20 protein-coding genes are annotated in these 18,506 nt (G+C 42.0%); all 20 read right to left on the bottom strand.

What is annotated here, in order from left to right; translation table 11 throughout:
* Nucleotides 1–2: 2 nt before the first annotated feature.
* Entirely contained in the window at nt 3–1,154 is a 1,152-nt protein-coding gene (gene dxr, locus ACSLGF_RS00950; RefSeq protein WP_456001540.1) for a 1-deoxy-D-xylulose-5-phosphate reductoisomerase, read from the bottom strand.
* A gap of 39 nt (nt 1,155–1,193) precedes the next feature.
* Nucleotides 1,194–1,988, bottom strand: coding sequence for a phosphatidate cytidylyltransferase (locus ACSLGF_RS00945; RefSeq protein WP_456001538.1), 795 nt, complete (start codon nt 1,986–1,988; stop codon nt 1,194–1,196).
* Nucleotides 1,989–2,000: 12 nt separating this feature from the next.
* Nucleotides 2,001–2,783, bottom strand: coding sequence for an isoprenyl transferase (locus ACSLGF_RS00940; RefSeq protein WP_456001536.1), 783 nt, complete (start codon nt 2,781–2,783; stop codon nt 2,001–2,003).
* 129 nt (nt 2,784–2,912) lie between these two features.
* Nucleotides 2,913–3,470 carry a ribosome recycling factor gene (frr, locus tag ACSLGF_RS00935; protein ID WP_024424150.1) on the bottom strand — a complete coding sequence of 186 codons (558 nt, stop codon included), beginning with the start codon at nt 3,468–3,470 and terminating at the stop codon, nt 2,913–2,915.
* A gap of 1 nt (nt 3,471) precedes the next feature.
* Entirely contained in the window at nt 3,472–4,194 is a 723-nt protein-coding gene (gene pyrH, locus ACSLGF_RS00930) for a UMP kinase (RefSeq protein ID WP_008344767.1), read from the bottom strand.
* A 134-nt stretch (nt 4,195–4,328) separates the two neighbouring features.
* Nucleotides 4,329–5,210 carry a translation elongation factor Ts gene (tsf, locus tag ACSLGF_RS00925; RefSeq protein WP_456001534.1) on the bottom strand — a complete coding sequence of 294 codons (882 nt, stop codon included), beginning with the start codon at nt 5,208–5,210 and terminating at the stop codon, nt 4,329–4,331.
* A 91-nt stretch (nt 5,211–5,301) separates the two neighbouring features.
* On the bottom strand, nt 5,302–6,036 hold the full coding sequence (rpsB, locus tag ACSLGF_RS00920) for a 30S ribosomal protein S2 (RefSeq protein WP_353855734.1): 735 nt from the start codon (nt 6,034–6,036) through the stop codon (nt 5,302–5,304).
* Between the two features lie 154 nt (nt 6,037–6,190).
* Nucleotides 6,191–6,730: a Swarming motility protein SwrB gene (locus ACSLGF_RS00915; RefSeq protein ID WP_456001532.1), complete on the bottom strand. Its 540-nt coding sequence runs from the start codon at nt 6,728–6,730 to the stop codon at nt 6,191–6,193.
* A gap of 21 nt (nt 6,731–6,751) precedes the next feature.
* Nucleotides 6,752–7,519: a FliA/WhiG family RNA polymerase sigma factor gene (locus ACSLGF_RS00910; protein WP_456001530.1), complete on the bottom strand. Its 768-nt coding sequence runs from the start codon at nt 7,517–7,519 to the stop codon at nt 6,752–6,754.
* Nucleotides 7,520–7,543: 24 nt separating this feature from the next.
* Nucleotides 7,544–8,044: a chemotaxis protein CheD gene (locus ACSLGF_RS00905; protein ID WP_099725846.1), complete on the bottom strand. Its 501-nt coding sequence runs from the start codon at nt 8,042–8,044 to the stop codon at nt 7,544–7,546.
* The gene (locus ACSLGF_RS00900; protein ID WP_456001528.1) at nt 8,044–8,670 is read right to left on the bottom strand and encodes a chemotaxis protein CheC; all 627 of its coding nucleotides are present in this window, start codon (nt 8,668–8,670) and stop codon (nt 8,044–8,046) included. The genes ACSLGF_RS00905 and ACSLGF_RS00900 overlap by 1 nt, the downstream gene beginning before the upstream one ends.
* Nucleotides 8,671–8,682: 12 nt before the next feature.
* Nucleotides 8,683–9,144, bottom strand: a complete 462-nt coding sequence (locus ACSLGF_RS00895; protein WP_456001526.1) for a chemotaxis protein CheW — start codon at nt 9,142–9,144, stop codon at nt 8,683–8,685.
* Between the two features lie 24 nt (nt 9,145–9,168).
* On the bottom strand, nt 9,169–11,199 hold the full coding sequence (locus tag ACSLGF_RS00890) for a chemotaxis protein CheW (protein WP_456001524.1): 2,031 nt from the start codon (nt 11,197–11,199) through the stop codon (nt 9,169–9,171).
* 5 nt (nt 11,200–11,204) lie between these two features.
* Nucleotides 11,205–12,278, bottom strand: coding sequence for a protein-glutamate methylesterase/protein-glutamine glutaminase (locus ACSLGF_RS00885; RefSeq protein ID WP_456001522.1), 1,074 nt, complete (start codon nt 12,276–12,278; stop codon nt 11,205–11,207).
* Nucleotides 12,275–13,180 carry a MinD/ParA family protein gene (locus ACSLGF_RS00880; protein ID WP_456001520.1) on the bottom strand — a complete coding sequence of 302 codons (906 nt, stop codon included), beginning with the start codon at nt 13,178–13,180 and terminating at the stop codon, nt 12,275–12,277. Before ACSLGF_RS00880 ends, ACSLGF_RS00885 begins: the two co-directional genes overlap by 4 nt.
* Complete coding sequence (gene flhF, locus ACSLGF_RS00875; RefSeq protein WP_456001518.1) at nt 13,177–14,292, bottom strand: flagellar biosynthesis protein FlhF; 1,116 nt, start codon at nt 14,290–14,292, stop codon at nt 13,177–13,179. The genes ACSLGF_RS00880 and flhF overlap by 4 nt, the downstream gene beginning before the upstream one ends.
* On the bottom strand, nt 14,292–16,325 hold the full coding sequence (gene flhA / locus ACSLGF_RS00870; RefSeq protein WP_456001516.1) for a flagellar biosynthesis protein FlhA: 2,034 nt from the start codon (nt 16,323–16,325) through the stop codon (nt 14,292–14,294). Before flhA ends, flhF begins: the two co-directional genes overlap by 1 nt.
* Nucleotides 16,326–16,354: 29 nt before the next feature.
* On the bottom strand, nt 16,355–17,443 hold the full coding sequence (gene flhB / locus ACSLGF_RS00865; protein WP_456001514.1) for a flagellar biosynthesis protein FlhB: 1,089 nt from the start codon (nt 17,441–17,443) through the stop codon (nt 16,355–16,357).
* Nucleotides 17,440–18,219 (bottom strand): flagellar biosynthetic protein FliR, encoded by a 780-nt coding sequence (gene fliR / locus ACSLGF_RS00860; RefSeq protein ID WP_456001512.1) that lies wholly within the window; start codon nt 18,217–18,219, stop codon nt 17,440–17,442. Before fliR ends, flhB begins: the two co-directional genes overlap by 4 nt.
* A 6-nt stretch (nt 18,220–18,225) precedes the next feature.
* Nucleotides 18,226–18,495, bottom strand: coding sequence for a flagellar biosynthesis protein FliQ (fliQ, locus tag ACSLGF_RS00855; protein ID WP_003211206.1), 270 nt, complete (start codon nt 18,493–18,495; stop codon nt 18,226–18,228).
* Nucleotides 18,496–18,506 lie beyond the last annotated feature (11 nt).

Raw genomic sequence — 18,506 nt, 5'->3', positions numbered from 1 at the left:
CCTTATGTGAGGATTGATTGAACAAAGTTTCGTGTATCTTTGTCCACTTCATGGATATCTTGCAAACTAGGCTTTGAAATCACATGATGTCTAATTAGTGCCTTTTCAATCAATTCTTCAATTTGCAGGAACGTCACTTTGCCTTTTAGAAATGCATCCACTGCAATTTCATTTGCTGCATTTAGCACAGCAGGCATTGTCCCTCCTATTTTACCTGATTCATAAGCAAAATGTAAGCAGCGATACCTGTCAAAATCCGTTTTTTGGAAATTTAGTTGTCCAATCTCCCAAAGGTTCAATGATTTCGCTTCTTTTAATGGCGCCCTGTCAGGATAAGTGAGTGCATATTGAATGGGCACTCTCATGTCAGGTGTACCTAATTGAGCCATGACGCTTTTGTCGTGAAATTCCACCATCGAATGGACAATGCTCTCTTTATGTAACAGCACATCAATTTGATCATATGGTATGTCAAACAACCAATGCGCCTCGATCACCTCGAGCCCTTTATTCATCATGGTCGCTGAATCGATTGTAATTTTTGCTCCCATTGACCAGTTCGGATGATTCAGCGCTTCTTCAACCGTAACACCTTCAAGTTCAGTTCGTTTTTTATCTCGGAAACTACCACCTGAAGCTGTCACGATTAAGCGTTCAATGTTTTTAGCTTGTTCACCTTGCAGGCATTGGAAAATAGCGGAGTGCTCACTATCGACAGGAAGTAAAGGTACATCAAACTTTTTGGCGTACTCTTTTACTATATGACCAGCTGTCACAAGTGTTTCCTTATTTGCGAGTGCAATCGTCTTTTTTTGTTCAATGGCCTTTAATGTTGGAACAAGCCCAACACTTCCTACAAGTGCATTGACCACAACGTCCACTGCCTCATAGGTCGCTGCCTGGGTGTTGGCTTCATCACCTGCTGCCATCTTGACATCGTATGCAAATGAATGACTTTTTAGCGTGCGATAGGTCTCTTCGTCTAAACACCCGACGAATTCAGGCTGAAAACGCTCAATAATGGGAATTGCCTTGTCTACATTTCTGCCAAACGTCATGGCTTTCAGCTTAAATTTGTCTTGGTGCTGCCTGATCACATCTAACGTTTGTTCTCCAATTGATCCTGTTGCGCCTAATAGCGAAATATATTTCAAATTGCCACTCCTTCTCTCGTTCAATAAGTTTCTATGAGGTTAGCTGACAAACGTGTCCAGCAGTAAATATAAAAACGGCAGAACGAATAAAAAGCTGTCAAACCTGTCCAAAATCCCGCCATGGCCAGGGAGTATTGTCCCTGAATCCTTCACGTGATAATGACGCTTTAAAGCAGATTCCACAAGGTCGCCAAGCTGTCCAAAAATACTTAGCAAAAGGGTAATAAACATAACAAGCAGATATGATGGCAAAAATCCTGTAACCGCCTGAAACACAAGTGACAACACGACCGCTGTGACGATTCCGCCGATAAATCCTTCTACTGTTTTGTTTGGGCTGATCTCTGGCCAGAGCTTTCGTTTCCCCATAGATTTCCCAACAAAATAGGCACCTGAGTCAGTGGACCAAATAATCACTGCTGCAAAGAATATCCCGGTCATCCCATATAGGCCTCTAATTTGGATAAAATAATAGAAACTGACGCCAATATATATTGTCGCCAATACGACAAAAGCAACCTCATCGAATGTGAAAGAGTTTTTGCTCAACACTGTATAAGTTAAAAGGATTAAGACAGCAAATAAAGTAATTTGCAATTTTAATTCGTCTGCGTTCAGGAAGAAACTGTTCTCTCCGCCCATTAAAAGCCAAAGCAATATTAAGCTGACAATACCAGGAAAGCTGAAAATCGAGATCTTTTTCATTCTTAAAAGCTCAAAGAGAGCGACACTTCCCATTAAATAAATCAGCAGGGTAAATGGCATCTGTCCATATATAACTGCAAGCAAAAAGACTGCAGCTGCCAAAACACCCGTCAAAATTCTTTGTTTCATCTGCACCACCCTCTAAATTCCACCGAACCTCCGGCCGCGGCGCTGGTACTCTCCGATAGCACTTATAAGGTGCTCATCAGAAAAGTCAGGCCAAAGCACATCCGTAAAGACAAACTCGCTGTACGCAATTTGCCAAAGCATAAAGTTGCTTAATCTAATTTCTCCACTCGTGCGAATAAGCAAATCCGGATCTTGAAGAGATTCTGTCATTAAATAAGCTGAAAACATCTCTTCTGTGATGTCTTCTGCTCTAAGCTTACCTTCTTTGACTTTTTCAGAAATTTGTCTGCATGCTGAGACGATTTCTGTTCGCCCTCCATAATTGAGCGCAAAGTTTAAAACGAGTCCGTCATTATTCGCCGTATTCTTCACTGCGTTCTCTACCGCTCTTTTTGTATGCTGCGGGAGGCCGTCTGGATCACCTGTTAAGCGCACACGAACATTTTCCTCGATGAGTTCAGGCAGATAGATGTTTAAAAATTCTTCAGGAAGCTTCATTAAAAAGTCTACTTCTAGTTTTGGACGTTTCCAATTTTCCGTAGAGAAAGCATACAAAGTCAGCACTTTGACATTCAGCTCATTTGCAAGCTTTGTCATGCGCTTGACGACTTTCATTCCTTCATGATGTCCTGCTACCCGTGGAAGAGCGCGTTTTTTCGCCCATCTTCCGTTCCCATCCATGATAATGGCGATATGTTCAGGAATTTCTCCATTTAATATGTCTTCTTTTGTCAGGCTTTCTAAGTTGGAAGCTGCTGTTTGCTGATTCTTCCAATTTTTGAGTATATTGAGCATGAGATTCCTCCATCACCCAAAAAGGTTGCGTTCCCGCTAATAATATAGTCATCAACAGTATTAACAAAAAAACCCCCTGTAAACATGAAGAGGGTCTTTTCACTATTATCTATTGTACATAGTTTTTTCTTAAACTTCCATGATTTCTTTTTCTTTATCTTTCGTCACGTCATCAATTTTAGCGACATATTCATCTGTCAATTTTTGAACATCCTCTGTAGATGATCTTAATTCATCTTCAGTGATCTCCCCATTTTTCTCAAGCTTTTTCAAATCATCGTTTGCATCACGACGAACGTTACGAACAGCTACTTTTGCTTCTTCTGAGTATTTTTTCACAACTTTCACAAGCTCTTTACGTCTTTCTTCTGTTAGCGCAGGGATCGCAATGCGGATCACATTTCCGTCACTTGTTGGCGTGATGCCAAGATCAGACTTTTGGATCGCTTTTTCGATATCACCGATCGCTGTTTTATCGTAAGGTGTGATAATAAGCATACGTGCTTCTGGCACTGTAATTGACGCAATTTGGTTGAGTGGTGTTTGTGCACCGTAATAATCAACTGTCACTTTATCTAGTAGTGAAGCATTTGCTCTACCAGCGCGAACAGTTGCTAGTTCACGTCCGTATGCTTGAACGGCTTTTTCCATTTTTTCTTTTGTTTGGTTCAACACTTCTTTTGACACGTTATTTCCCCCTCACGATCGTTCCGATTGATTCGCCATTTACGGCACGTTTAATATTTCCTTCTTCCATAATGGAGAATACGATTAATGGAATGTCATTGTCCATACATAATGAGGACGCAGTAGAATCCATTACAGCAAGCCCTTCTTTTAGTACATCAAGATATGAAAGCTTATCATATTTTACTGCATCCGCATCTGTACGAGGATCAGCACTGTAGACACCATCTACATTATTTTTCGCCATTAAAATGACATCTGCTTCAATTTCTGCTGCACGAAGTGCTGCAGTTGTATCTGTAGAGAAATAAGGGTTACCAGTACCTGCAGCAAAAATCACGACACGTTTCTTCTCAAGATGACGGATCGCTTTTCTTCTTATGTATGGCTCTGCAACCTGTCTCATTTCGATAGAGGTTTGTACTCTAGACTGAATGCCAAGCGTTTCTAGGCTGTCCTGTAACGCCAGTGAATTCATCACTGTTGCAAGCATGCCCATGTAGTCTGCTGTTGCCCGGTCCATTCCTAAGTCACTGCCTGTCTTACCGCGCCAAAGGTTTCCTCCGCCTACAACGACTGCAACTTCAACATCAAGTTCTGCAATTTCTTTTACTTGCTTTGCAATTGATTGAATGACAGTTGGGTTAATTCCATTTCCAGCATCACCTGCTAGTGCTTCGCCACTTAGCTTCAGTACAATGCGATTATATTTCGGTTTGCTCATGATAACCTCCAAGTGTAAACTATACCGTCTCTTATTATGCGTAAGAAACTGCCTTTTGTAAATCAATATCCTCTAAAAAATAGGGAACACAGTACTTGTGCTCCCTAAAAAAGCCCCAGAGAGCTTTTCAAACATTATTTTTTCACTTGGCTCATAACTTCTTCAGCAAAGTTGTCTTGACGCTTTTCGATACCTTCGCCCACTTCATAGCGAACATAAGTTTGAACAGTTGCGTTTTTCGCACCTACAACTTGTTTCACTTTTTCATCTGGGTTTTTAACGAACGCTTGGTCAAGTAAGCAAATTTCTTCGAAGAATTTGTTTAGACGGCCTTCTACCATTTTAGCTACGATGTTTTCAGGCTTTCCTTCTTGAAGTGCTTGCTGCGTTAATACTTCACGCTCACGGTTTGCTTCTTCTTCTGACACTTGGTCACGAGAAATATATTTAGGATTTACAGCAGCAACGTGCATTGCAATGTCTCTTGCAAGCTCTTCATCAGTTGTTCCGTTAAGAACCGCTAATACACCGATGCGTCCGCCCATGTGCAAGTAAGAACCGAATGCTGCGTTATCTTCTTTCGTGATGACAGAGAAACGACGTAGAGTGATTTTCTCTCCGATTTTCGCAATTGCAGATGTGATATGCTCTTCAACTGTTGAACCGTTTTCCATTTTAGAAGCAAGAGCTTCTTCAATTGTTGCAGGTTTAGCAGCAAGTAAATGATCAGCAAGTTCGTTAAGAAGTGTTTGGAATCCTTCGTTTTTCGCAACGAAATCAGTCTCAGAGTTCACTTCTAGGATCACGCCTGTGTTGCCGTCAGTTTTGATAAGAGTTAATCCTTCTGCCGCAATACGGTCTGCTTTTTTCGCAGCTTTTGCGATTCCTTTTTCTCTTAGAAGATCGATTGCTTTGTCGATGTCACCATCAGTTTCTGTTAACGCTTTTTTACAGTCCATCATACCTGCACCCGTTTTTTGACGCAGTTCTTTTACTAATTGAGCAGTAATTGCCATTTTACATTTCCTCCTTCTATGTTAAAACACGGATTACTAGGTGAAAAAAAGGTGATAAAAGGCATTTCCCTCTTATCACCTTTTGAATAGGTTACGCAGTTGTTGTTTCAGATTCTGTCGTTTCTTCTACAACAGCTTCTTCTTCGCCTTGTTTAGACTCAAGAATCGCATCTGCCATTTTAGCAGTTAGAAGTTTTACAGCACGGATTGCATCATCGTTTGCAGGGATCACAACATCAATTTCGTCTGGGTCACAGTTTGTGTCAACGATACCGATGATTGGGATATTCAGTTTGCGAGCTTCTGCAACTGCAATACGCTCTTTACGAGGATCGATAATGAAAAGTGCATCCGGAAGACTCTTCATGTCTTTGATTCCGCCTAAGAATTTTTCAAGACGCTCTAATTCTTTTTTCAGTTGAACGACTTCTTTCTTAGGAAGAACTTCGAAAGTACCGTTTTCTTGCATTTTTTCAATATCTTTCAAACGCTTGATACGTTTTTGGATTGTTTCAAAGTTTGTTAACGTTCCACCAAGCCAGCGTTGGTTTACATAGAACATACCAGAACGGATTGCTTCTTCTTTCACTGAATCTTGCGCTTGTTTTTTCGTACCAACGAAAAGGATTTTTCCTCCATCAGCAGCAAGGTTTTTCGTGAAGTTGTAAGCTTCCTCTACTTTTTTCACTGTTTTTTGAAGATCGATGATGTAGATACCGTTACGCTCTGTAAAGATGTAACGCTTCATTTTTGGGTTCCAACGGCGAGTTTGGTGACCGAAGTGAACACCAGCTTCTAGCAATTGCTTCATAGAAATAACTGACATTTTGTTGCCTCCTAATATAATGGTTTTTTTTCCTCCGCTTAAGTCATGTTCACATAAAACTGCGCCACGCAGCACCTTCATATGAATCATCAAGCGTGTGTATTTAACACCAAGAAATAATATAACACATGATGGACTGACAATCAAGAATCCTTTACAGCTTTCCGCTAAATTTTAATAAAAGCTCGATTTCTGTCTTACCAGTTTTCAATTCTTTCGCTATTTCTTCTAGTGACCGCCCTTGATCATATAAGGCCTTCACTTGATCTTGGAATGTTTCTTCTATTTCATTTTCAGAAGGCTCAGGAGCTTCTGTTTCAAGATTTGGAACGGGTTCGTTTACCTTCTCTTCCTGCACCTCAACCTCGCTAAGGAGAGCCGACAGGTGCTCTGGTACTGGATCTTCACTTTCTACCGATTGCTGGGATTCAGTTGGTGGTTGTGGTTGCTTTGGTGTCTGAATATCCGATTTCAGCTCTTCAGCAAAAAAATCAGGGGAAGCGGCTGCAGCTTTTGATAGTTTGTCATTCTCTTCTTTGACTTCCATCAAAAATGCAGCCAGGGTATTTTCCGTTTCTTCTAAAAGCTCTCGTTGCTTTTGTTCAGTTGCCTTCAGCGAATTCATTCTCGTGTATAAAATAATCACAAAATAAATAAGTGCAGCATGAAGCATAAAGCTAATCAGCCATAACATATTTTTTCACTCACTAACTCTTTAAGATTGAATGGCTTTATCAAGCAGATGCTTAAGCTTGAACAATGCCTTCGAATGAATTTGTGAAATGCGCGAGGTGGATAAATTGAGCACTTGACCGATTTCCGTTAATGTCAGTTCTTCTTTATAGAAAAGACTGATCACAAGCTTTTCTTTTTCCGAAAGCTCTGTAATCTTTTCAGCAAGCTGTTCAATTAATTCATCTTTCAGCATTTTCTCCTCAGGTGTCACAGACTTTTCGTCGCGAATCATGACTTGGATGTTTTCTCCGTCTTCTTGATCATGCAGCTTCTCGTCGATTGAGAGCAAATTCGCAAAGAAACCTTCATTCATCGTTGTGACAACATCCTGTTCACTCATGCCGAGTTCCTCGGCAACCTCTGTCGCCGTCACATTTCGCAAATAACGCTGTTCAAGTTTTTCAATAGTCGCTTCTACTTTTTTTGTTTTTTCTCTTGATGTACGAGGTAGCCAGTCCTCTTTACGAAGACCGTCGATGATGGCCCCGCGGATTCTGAAGGATGCATATGTATCAAACTTCAGATCTCTTCCGGGGTCAAATTTTTCAAGGGCATCATATAAACCGAGCATCCCTAGACTGATCAAGTCTTCTTTATGCACTGACTTCGGGAGACCGATGGAAATTCTTCCAACATGATATGTGACGAGCGGCATATAGCGGCGCATAAGATCATCTCCAGCAGCTGGGTCCTTCCACTCTTTCCATCTAGCCCATAGCGCCTGATCTTCGTAATTTAAGGATTGCATCTTTCTCCCCCTATACTTCCTTAGTTATATCTTCATAATGCCATGCTTCACAGTGCGGATCTCAAGCTCTGTCGTAAGCGGATCGAATTCAATCGTACGTCCATTATTCCCGCCCGTGTCCTCACTGATGATCGGGATATGATGAAGAGACAGATGTTCTTTAACAGCTGATACGTTTCTAGGTCCAATTCTCATCAGATCATTGGTTGACTTAAACTTAAACATTTCCGCGCCACCAGCAAGTTTCGCCTTTAGCGCATGTTTGCGTGCTCCTTCTTTTAGGAGCAGATCAATTGTATGCTTGACACCTGTATCTGCATATTTAGCCAAGTTCTCCACCGCCCCTTTTGCAAGGGATGAGTCTGGAAGCATGACATGGACAAGACCTGCCAGCTTTTTCTCTTGATCAAACAGGACAAGCCCTACGCAAGAACCAAGACCGGATGTCCGAATGCGGTCCGGTGTTTTTACAAGCTGAACATCCGCTATACCAACCTTTACAACTGCCGGAATCTGCACGTTCATTATAGGTTACCTAATGCTTTGAACAGTTTGTCAAACGATTCAAAGTCTGGTAATAGAAACATATTTCCTTTCAGCTCTTGCTTATTTTGATCATCAAAAATGGATGTATCAATCACAATTGCCTGATCACCGAGAGGACTGAACTGCATTAACCCTTCACTAATGACAGCACCGAACATATCGAGAGTGACATCTGGAACACTTGGGTAAAGCTTCAATTTTGTTAGATCGGCAAGGGCTGATAAATAAGAGCCTGCTAAAATATTTCCTAGCTCATGCAATGCTGACGTCCCTAGCACGTGTTCATGAATGGTATCAATATCAAACGCTGGGTCCTGTACAAGCTCTCTTACAAATTGCTCTGCTTGCTCAAACGGCATAATGAAAAAGATGGAACCGGATAAATCCCCTTCCATTCGCAGGAAAATGCTTGCAACTGGAAGATCTGCACCGCCAAAGAAATCCATTAAATCTTCAAACGAGAGAACCTTGACAAAAGGAACAGCCATATCTATTTTGCGATCTAATAGGTTGGCAAGAGCAGACGCTGCGTGGCCTGCTCCGATATTCCCTACCTCTCTTAATACATCTAACTGTGCATCTTTCATTTCACTGAAAATGTTCATTTCACATCCCCCTTAATGAACAGGCGCATCTTGAACGCTATTGTCGAGGACAGCACCAGCATGAATGATATTAAATAGACGCTGATCATGCTTAATGATACCTATCACCCATGCTTGTCCTTCTTTTTCAGCTGAATCAGGAGAAGATTCTACTTCTTCCTTATGGACTGTAATGACATCATTTGCTTCATCAACAACCCAGCCGACTTCAATGTCACCAAATTGTACAATAATCATTCTAGTTTCATCTGTAATCTCGTTGTCAGTTGATCCAAGTCTAACTCTAAGGTCGATGACAGGTGTCACCACACCGCGCAGATTAATGACGCCGCATATATAAGGGGCAACGCCAGGAATTCTTGTCGGCTGCTGCCATTTTTCAATGGACTTTACTTCTGATACTGAAATGGCGTATTCTTTTTTGTTTACGATAAACACAATCATCTTTTCGCCAGTTTTGATATCTGTACTCATTTCAGACCGCTCCTCTATTGTTTTTTACTTGATCAGTGCATTACAGTCAACGATGAGTGCAACCTGACCGTCACCTAGGATTGTTGCGCCCGATATTGCAAACACGTTTGGCAGGTAATCTCCTAGTGATTTCAATACAACCTCTTGCTGACCAATAAATGAATCGACCACAAATGCTGTCAGCTTGTCCCCTTTACGAACAACGATGATGTGCAGTTCTTCCTCTAATTCATTCGCATTTGGTACGTGGAATTGTTTCTTCAGGTACACGACCGGTACGATAAATCCGCGGAAATCAATCACTTCACGATCATGCGTTTGAAGGATGTCGCTTTTCTTAATCACAGCCGTTTCAATAATAGAAGAAATCGGAATCGCAAATGTTTCCTCTTCCAGTTTCACAAGAAGAACGGAAATAATTGACAATGTAAGCGGGAGCTGGATAGAGAACAATGAGCCCTGGCCTTCTGTGGAGTTGATGCTCACAGAACCGCCTAATGATTCCAGCTTGTTTTTCACAACGTCAAGACCTACACCGCGGCCTGAGATGTCAGAAATCGTATCAGCTGTAGAGAATCCTGCTGCAAAGATCAATGAATCAATTTGATGATCTTCAATGGTTTCCGCTTCTCTTTCTGTAATAACCCCGCGCTCTAGTGCTTTTTCAAGCACCTTTTTACGGTTAATCCCGCCACCGTCATCTTCTACTTCAATGAAGACGTGGTTTCCACTATGATAAGCCTTTAATAGAACGGTTCCTTTTTCTGGCTTGCCTTTTTTCACACGTTCTTCTGGCGATTCAATCCCGTGATCTAGACTGTTTCTGAGTAAGTGTAAGAGCGGATCTCCAATCTCGTCGATCACTGTTCGATCAAGCTCTGTCTCAGCGCCTTCAATGATGAGTTCAATTTTCTTATTAAGCTCTTTCGTCAATTGACGAATCATACGCGGGAACCTGTTAAACACAGTTTCTACAGGTACCATTCTCATGTTCAGGATGATCGATTGCAGGTCGCCTGATATACGTGTCATTCTTTCGACCGTATCAGTGAGTTCGTTGTTTTCAAGCTCTTTTGCAATCTGTTCTAAACGTCCTCTATCAATAACAAGTTCTTCAAACAGATTCATAAGAGAATCTAGACGATCGATGTTGACACGAATTGTTTTCGTACCGCCGGCAGCTGCACCGTTATTGCCATTTGCTTTTGGCGCTTCGTTTGCTGGCGCTTTAGCAGCAGGCACGGATACTTTTTCTTTTTTCTGTTCAGGTTTTGCTTCTAGTTTTTCAGCCGAGGCAGTTTCTTCAAATGCGGGGACTTCAGAGATCTCAACATGTTCAACCTCTGAGATCGCCGTCACGATTTTCTTCACTTCGTCCATCGGCTGTTTAGATAGATAAGAAATACTGAATTCAGATTCGAAATCTTCTGATTCTAAAAGTTCTGCATTCGGAACCGTTTTGACGACCTCGCCTGCTTCATTGAGTCTTTCAAAAATCATATAGACACGAACTGCTTTTAATAAGCATGCGTCGCTTAATGTCACGGTCAGCTCATAGCATTTAAAGCCTTGTTCTCTCGCTTCATCAAGAACTGTTCGTTCAAATTCATTATAGTCTAAGTCGTTAGCGGCAGGAGCTGATGCATCAGCTGTCTCAACGCTAGAAGCTGCCTCCGCATGGCTTCCTGTCACGTCTAGCTTTTTACTAATCTCTGTGACATCACGTTTCCCGTCCCCGCCTTCTGCAATCGATTGAACCATTGCTTCAAGGTGGTCGAGTGCTTCAAACATCGTATCCATTGACTCAGGAGTGACAATCATTTGTTCATTCCGGATGGCATCAAACATGTTTTCTAAGTGATGCGTCAGCTGAGCCATATCAGCATAGCCCATCGTTGCACTCATGCCTTTCAATGTATGGGCCGCTCTGAAAATATCATTCACTAGCTGCAAGTCGGTTGGGTTCTTTTCTAATTCGAGAAGTTTTTCATTACAAGCTTGTAAGTGTTCTCTGCTTTCATCTAAAAAGATATCTAAGTATTGGTTTACATCCAACGTGTTCACGCCCTCTCTTTTTTCATGGAGCTTATAATTGCATGTGCGATGTCATCCACATGCCTTGTTTCATGTGCAAGGCCTGCTTTAATGACTGATTTAGGCATTCCGAAAACAACACATGATTCTTCTTTTTCTGCAATGACTTTTGTATGACCGCTTGCGACCATTTTTTTGACACCTTCTGTGCCGTCGCTACCCATCCCTGTCATAATGACAGCAATTTTCTCGTAACCTTTTATGTTGCTGATAGATTCAAATAAATAGTTAACAGAAGGTTTGTGCCGGCTGTCAGTATCTTCTAGGGACAGCCTGATCACTAAAGACGCCCCTTGTTCATGAAGTGACATATTCATTCCACCAGGAGCTATGTAAGCCACTCCATTTTTAGCGATATCTCCATCTTGTGCTTCTTTAATCGCAATTTGTGATAAATGGTCTAACCTCGTAGCAAGTGATGCCGTAAATCCTGCCGGCATATGCTGCACAATCAAAATTGGCGCCTCTATGTCCTTTGGCAGCTTCGTGACGACTCGTTGAAGCGCCCTTGGCCCTCCCGTAGATGTTCCGATTGAAATAATCTTTCGAAGTGAGCCGCTTTTTACTTCTTGCAGACGGGGAACAGCCACTGGACTTGGCGGCTTGATGACTGGCTTAGGAGAAACCTGTTTCTCAGTGCGTTTCCTAGACAGACCTGCCGCAAGTACCCGCTCTACAATTTGACCTCTTACTTTGTGTAAATCGAGCGAAATACTTCCCGAAGGCTTTGTCACGAAGTCAAAAGCACCGAGCTCTAAGCAATGGATGGTTAAATCCTTCCCTTGCTTTGTCTGGCTTGACACCATAATCACAGCAAGGTCATGTTCAGCCAGAATTTGTTTTAATGCTTCTGTTCCATTTAAAACAGGCATTTCCACATCTAGTGTGACAACATCTGGATTCAATTCCTTGATCCGTTTTAAGGCATCTTCCCCATTTCGCGCCGTTCCCACGACTTCAATTTCTTGTTCGGCACTTAGGAAATCACTAATGAGCTTTCGCATAAAGGCCGAGTCATCTACTACAAGCACTCTAATCATGAGTCCACCTTCCTCCTTTTAAAAAAAGAGGACAACTTATCTATAAACGTATGCTGCTCTCTCCGTGCCTCTCTTATCTGCTGATGATAAAGTGTTTCCGCCAGCATTTTCATTGTTTTACTCAGCCTTGAATGAGGCTGCTTGATATAAAATGGAATTTGTTCTGCTACTGCTTTAGGAACCGCAGGATCATCAGGCACAGCCCCAGCAAACACAAGCTTTCTGTGTAGAAATGATGTGACCACTCCTGCTAATTTCCGGTAAGTTTCAGACCCTTCTGACGGGGTTTTACACCGGTTAACAATGATTTGCACTGACTGCTCAAACTGATGAATGGCTAAGTGTTTAATCGCGCTGTAGGCATCCATGATGGATGTTGGTTCTGGCGTTGTCACGACCACCACTTCTCCTGCCGATAAGACAAAAGGCAGTTGATCTTTTGACAAGCCTGCACCCATATCAAAGAATATACAATCGAAATCACGCATCATTCTCTCCACCTCCTCCAGAAAGAATGACCATTGCTCTTTATCTAAAGAAAACAGCTGTTCAAGTCCGCTTCCGCCAGAAATGTAATAAAGATTGTCAGTTCCTTTTGTCATGGCCGCTTGGAAAGATTTCTTCCTGACGAGAACATCTAATATAGAGCTAGTCGATGTTTTCCCTAATAAAATATCAATATTCCCCATGCCAAAATCAAGGTCGATGACTAACACTCGCTTGCCTGCACTAGCGATGGACAGTGCCATGTTCAGCGTCAAATTCGATTTGCCTACTCCGCCTTTACCGCTCATGACTGCAATGGTTTTTGCCAGTCCGCTTACGCCAAGAGGGGCCGGCGTTATCGTTTGACTCTGCTGAACAAGTTTTCTTAGACCTTCTGCTTGGTCAGGCTTCATCATTGTAAGACCATCCTTGTTAATTCAAGAGGAGAGCCCTCAAGAATATCCTCAGGTACATTTTGGCCATTTGTTAAAAAACCGAGCCCAATTTGAGATTCTGCAATGATTTGAAAGATCGTTCCCATCGTGTCTGTTTCATCTACTTTCGTAAAAATGAATTGATGGATTGGAACGTGTTCAAAACGTTTGACCATGGCGTTCATGTCCTGATACTTCGACGTCGCACTCATGACGAGGAAACTTTGAATGCTTTCATCAAATGGAATAATGTCTGTCAGCTCTTTCATATACGCTTCTTCTTTAAAGTTACGGCCTGCTGTGTCTATGAAAATATGATCATAATCTTTAAAGGTCTGCTGCGCTTTCACAAAATCCTCTCTTGAATAACAAACCTCAAGCGGCGCATTCAGCAGTTCAGCATATGTTTTTAGTTGTTCGATCGCTGCAATTCGGTACGTATCCGTTGTAATAAAAGCGATTTTCTTTTGATGCTGAATAGCCGTTTTGGCAGCCAGCTTTGCAATCGTTGTCGTTTTGCCAGCGCCCGTTGAACCAAACAGCACAATATATTTCGAACGAATCATCGGCTCATCAGAGGTGTGAGCTGGCAGCATCTCTGTGAGCAGTTTTTCAAGTTCTTTTTTTATTTGATCTTCCTTGACAGCACCCTTCGTTAAAAGACCCTTTAAACACTCATCTCGAATCTCATCATCAAGACCTTGATCCTTTAGCTTTTGATCGACCGCCATAAGAGAATCAGGCAAAATTCCAGCATGCCGCTCGTTCCTTGTATATTCTAAAGGCTGAGAATGAGGGGCAACGGCTTTGACTTCCTCAGGAGCAAAGGATGGTTCTTGCGCCTGCTTTTGAACCGGCTCCTTTTTCGGTAACACCGGGATAGGAAGATCTGGGTTTAGGCCTTCACCGGCTCTTTCTTCAAAATCTTGATCCAGCACCGCAATCACTTCGACCATTTGCTGTTTTTTTAAACCGAACAGCTTTCGTTTGACAACGGTTTTCGAATTTAAAATGACGGCATCTTTCCCAAGCTGCTGCCTAATTTGAATCGTTGCCTCCTGCATAGAATTCGCTGTGATTTTTTTCATTTTCATTAGATATCCACCACTCCGATGCTCTGTACTTCCACATTTGCTTCTAGTTCGTTATATGATAGTACCGGTAATTCTGGAAAATATCTTTCTAACAGCTGCTTGACGTACATTCTTATAGGAGGTGAGCACAATAGAACTGGCGTTTCCTGACGAAGCGAAAGCTGTTCAATTTCTCTCGCCACGGATTGAATCACACTTTCAGAGGATTCTGGATCTAACGATAAGTAGTTGCCATGCTCCGTCTGCTGTACGCTGTCAGCAATCACCTTTTCAACTCGGCCTGAGCATGTCACAACTTTCAATGATTCATTTTCTCTTGCATATTGTGCGGTAATCTGTCTTGCCAGCGCCTGTCTGACATACTCTGTTAACAAATCTGTATCCGTCGTTAATTTTCCGTAGTCTGCAAGCGTCTCAAAAATGGTGACAAGATTTCGAATAGAAACCTTTTCTTTCAGCAGCTTTGCCAGTACCTTTTGGATATCACCAACTGCCAATGGATTTGGCGTCACCTCATCCACTAAGACAGGATAACTTTCTTTAAGATGATCGATTAATTGCTTCGTTTCTTGGCGTCCGAGCAGTTCGTGTGTGTTTTGTCTAATCTTCTCTGTGATGTGAGTAGACACAACAGATGCAGGATCTACAACCGTATAGCCAAGCATCTCAGCCTGATCTTTTTCTGCTTCTGATATCCATTTAGCCGGCAAGCCAAAGGATGGTTCGATCGTTTCAATTCCTTCAATCGGATCATCATCAGGCGTTGGGGACATCGCTAAGTAGTGATCAAGCAGCAGCTCACCTTTTGCCACTTCGTTCCCTTTAATTTTCAACCGGTATTCATTTGGGTTAAGTGCAATGTTGTCTCGAATTCGGACAACTGGAATGACAAGGCCTAGTTCGAGGGCAAGCTGCCTTCGGATCATCACAATTCGATCTAACAGGTCACCGCCCTGATTGGCATCAGCGAGCGGAATCAGACCATAGCCAAATTCAAATTCAATGGCATCCATTTGCAGGAGATGAATGACGCTTTCTGGACTTTTCATCTCTTCTACCTCAGCTTGTTCCTCCAGCACCTCTTCAATTTCTTCTTGATCCTGTTTGTTTTTCGACATCATGTATGCCCCGAGTGCAAGCAAACCTGCGATCGGTCCTGTCAAAAGTACGCCAATCGGAGTAAACAAACCAAGAAGGAAGATCGTGCCTGCTGTGACGTAAAGCATAGCCGGGAATGCAAAGAGCTGACTAGTAATGTCAGAACCAAGGTTTCCGTTAGAAGCAGCCCTCGTGACGACAATCCCTGTCGCTGTTGAAATGAGGAGTGCAGGAATTTGTGAAACAATCCCGTCCCCTACCGTTAATAGCGTAAAGTGGGAAGCTGATTCTTGAATCGACATTCCTTTCTGAAGCATCCCAATAATGATTCCAAAAATAATATTGATAATGACGATGATAATACCTGCGATGGCATCCCCTTTGACGAACTTACTTGCACCATCCATCGCACCATAAAAGTCTGCCTCTCTCGATACCTTTTCACGGCGATTTCTTGCTTCACTTTCTGTCAGCATTCCTGCATTTAAATCTGCGTCAATACTCATCTGTTTACCTGGCATCGCATCAAGTGTAAATCTTGCAGCAACCTCTGATACACGCTCAGCCCCTTTGGTGATCACAACAAACTGAATGATGATCAGGATAAGGAAGACAACCAGACCAACGAGTACATTTCCTCCAACAACAAATGAACCAAACGTTTCTACAACCTTTCCAGCATCTCCAGTTGATAAAATAGAACGTGTTGTAGAGATGTTAAGCCCTAAGCGAAACAGCGTTAAGAGCAAAAGCAATGATGGAAAAATCGAAAATTGCAGTGGTTCTTGCATGTTCATTGTGGTGAGAAGCACGATAAGCGCAAGAGAAATATTAATAATGATTAAAATACTTAATAGAATGGGCGGAAACGGTATGACCAGCATCGCCACAATTAAAATAACACTGAATAAAACAGATAAATCTCTTGCTGACATGCCTGTTCTCTCCTTTTAAAACCAAAAATTCATAAAATCTTTTGTTTCGTTTTATATACGTAAGCTAAAATTTCTGCGATGGCCTTAAAGTATTCTTCTGGCACCGCTTGATTGATATCGACCTGATCATATAGCGCACGAGCTAGCGGCCGGTTTTCTACGGTCATGATATCGTGCTCTTTCGCAATCGTTCTAATTTTCATAGCCAAAATATCTGTTCCCTTTGCTACAACAAAGGGCGCATCCATCTTTTCTTCGTCATATTTCAAGGCAATTGCGTAGTGAGTTGGGTTTGTAATGATGACGTCCGCTTTTGGGACTTCCTGCATCATCCGTCTCATGGCCATTTCCCGCTGGCGCTGTTTAATCTTTGATTTTATGAGCGGGTCACCCTCTGATTTTTTATACTCATCTTTGATGTCTTGCTTAGACATCCGTAAGTTTTTTTCATAATCAAATTTCTGATACATGTAATCAAGCCATGCTAAGATCAGAAGAGCACCTGCTGCATATAGGCCCATAATCAAGGTCATATTTGCGACGAAATGCAGGGTTTCCTCCGCTGTTAGTAGAGGGAGCCGCAGGATTTCGTCAAAGTGCGTCCATAGTGCAATAAATGTCGCAAAACCAACAAAACCAATTTTCAGAATGGATTTTAATAGCTCTACGAGGGCTCGAATACTGTATATTCGTTTAAACCCTTTGATTGGATCGAGCTTTTCTAATTTCGGTTTGATCACTTCTGTCGAAAAGAGAAGCCCGACTTGTAAATAGTTACTGATGACACCTGCCAGCATACCAACACCAAGAATCGGCATGAGGAGGAGTGCTGTTTCTTGAAGCAAGTCCAAGAATAGTTGATGAATATTAGATGTGCTAACTTTCATTAGCATTGTTGTTGAATAAAAACGTTCAATGAGCGCAATAATACGCTCTTTCATAAAAGGCCCAATAAAAAAGAATGATAAAAAGATTAATAGAAATGAGATGGCTGTATTGACGTCGGTACTTTTGGCAACCTGCCCTTTTTTTCGTGAATCCTGTCTTTTTTTTGGCGTTGCTTTTTCTGTTTTTTCACCTGCGAAAAATTGCAAGTCTAGTCTAAGCCTTGTCATCATGACGAACCACCGACCAATGCTAAGAAATTCCTCATGGTGAGCACAATCGTTTCAAATGTATTTTGGACGACTCCGAAGATCACGCCCATACAGATGATGATCATAATAAAACTCACACCCATTTTAATAGGAAGTCCGACAACGAATACGTTCATTTGCGGAACCGTACGTGCTACAATCCCTAATGCTAAATCGACTAAAAACAAACTTGCCACAACAGGTGCCGAGATTTGAAAGGCAATAATGAACATTTGGTTGAAGCTCTTTGCGATAAAGTAAGCAAAGGATTCACTGCCGAAATTCAGCGCGTACTGATCAACTGCAATATATTGAAAGCTGTAAAATATCCCATCAAGCAGCAGGTGATGTGCATTCGTTGCAAGCATCAATAGCAGTGTGACCGTATAAAAAAACTGCCCCATCAGCGGTGTTTGCGCTCCTGTTTGCGGATCAATAACATTGGCGATCGCAAAACCCATTTGAAAATCAATAAATGAGCCGGCAATTTTAACAAAGGACACCATGATATATGCAATCAGCCCAAGAAGAAGTCCGACCATGGCTTCTTTCACCGCAAGCATCATATAAAGACCGTCTATGTCGAGTGCTGGCGGTTCTTTAATCGTGCTAAAACTGATGACAGCCAAAAACAGTGAGAATCCAACTCTGTGTACAGCTGGTATCGTTCTATGCGCTAAAAGTGGTACTGTCACAAAAAAAGCGGTGATCCGAATAAAAACTAGAAGAAAAGCAGGGAATAATTCTATGATTGACATCGCTGTTTAACCTGCAAATCGATCTAAATTCGAGAATAGCTCTGTCGTAAAGGACACAATTGTTGAAAGCATCCACGGACCAAACACAACAAGCCCAATGAGCACAGCAACAATCTTAGGAATGAACGCAAGCGTCTGTTCTTGAATTTGGGTTGTCGCCTGAAACACACTGACAATCAGTCCCACAATTAGTGCGAGCGCTAGAAGCGGCCCGCTGACAAGCAATACAACATACACTGATCTTTCAGCCATCGTAATGACAAATTCTGAACTCATGTTTTAAGCAC

The sequence above is a fragment of the Bacillus sp. A015 genome (assembly GCF_053851875.1).
The sequence above is the reverse complement of the archived record's forward strand: the minus strand, read 5'-3'. Positions and strand labels throughout refer to the sequence as shown.

What these genes read in the sequence shown, in the direction of transcription:
- pyrH (WP_008344767.1), bottom strand. Translation starts at nt 4,194, where the DNA reads ATGAGCAAACCGAAATATAATCGCATTGTACTGAAGCTAAGTGGCGAA.
- ACSLGF_RS00885 (WP_456001522.1), bottom strand. Translation starts at nt 12,278, where the DNA reads ATGATTAGAGTGCTTGTAGTAGATGACTCGGCCTTTATGCGAAAGCTC.
- ACSLGF_RS00905 (WP_099725846.1), bottom strand. Translation starts at nt 8,044, where the DNA reads ATGAACGTGCAGATTCCGGCAGTTGTAAAGGTTGGTATAGCGGATGTT.
- fliR (WP_456001512.1), bottom strand. Translation starts at nt 18,219, where the DNA reads ATGTCAATCATAGAATTATTCCCTGCTTTTCTTCTAGTTTTTATTCGG.
- fliQ (WP_003211206.1), bottom strand. Translation starts at nt 18,495, where the DNA reads ATGAGTTCAGAATTTGTCATTACGATGGCTGAAAGATCAGTGTATGTT.
- ACSLGF_RS00940 (WP_456001536.1), bottom strand. Translation starts at nt 2,783, where the DNA reads ATGCTCAATATACTCAAAAATTGGAAGAATCAGCAAACAGCAGCTTCC.
- ACSLGF_RS00945 (WP_456001538.1), bottom strand. Translation starts at nt 1,988, where the DNA reads ATGAAACAAAGAATTTTGACGGGTGTTTTGGCAGCTGCAGTCTTTTTG.
- ACSLGF_RS00910 (WP_456001530.1), bottom strand. Translation starts at nt 7,519, where the DNA reads ATGCAATCCTTAAATTACGAAGATCAGGCGCTATGGGCTAGATGGAAA.
- ACSLGF_RS00895 (WP_456001526.1), bottom strand. Translation starts at nt 9,144, where the DNA reads ATGAGTACAGATATCAAAACTGGCGAAAAGATGATTGTGTTTATCGTA.
- flhF (WP_456001518.1), bottom strand. Translation starts at nt 14,292, where the DNA reads ATGAAAATGAAAAAAATCACAGCGAATTCTATGCAGGAGGCAACGATT.
- rpsB (WP_353855734.1), bottom strand. Translation starts at nt 6,036, where the DNA reads ATGTCAGTTATTTCTATGAAGCAATTGCTAGAAGCTGGTGTTCACTTC.
- ACSLGF_RS00880 (WP_456001520.1), bottom strand. Translation starts at nt 13,180, where the DNA reads ATGATGAAGCCTGACCAAGCAGAAGGTCTAAGAAAACTTGTTCAGCAG.
- flhB (WP_456001514.1), bottom strand. Translation starts at nt 17,443, where the DNA reads ATGATGACAAGGCTTAGACTAGACTTGCAATTTTTCGCAGGTGAAAAA.
- tsf (WP_456001534.1), bottom strand. Translation starts at nt 5,210, where the DNA reads ATGGCAATTACTGCTCAATTAGTAAAAGAACTGCGTCAAAAAACGGGT.
- flhA (WP_456001516.1), bottom strand. Translation starts at nt 16,325, where the DNA reads ATGTCAGCAAGAGATTTATCTGTTTTATTCAGTGTTATTTTAATTGTG.
- ACSLGF_RS00900 (WP_456001528.1), bottom strand. Translation starts at nt 8,670, where the DNA reads ATGAACATTTTCAGTGAAATGAAAGATGCACAGTTAGATGTATTAAGA.
- ACSLGF_RS00915 (WP_456001532.1), bottom strand. Translation starts at nt 6,730, where the DNA reads ATGTTATGGCTGATTAGCTTTATGCTTCATGCTGCACTTATTTATTTT.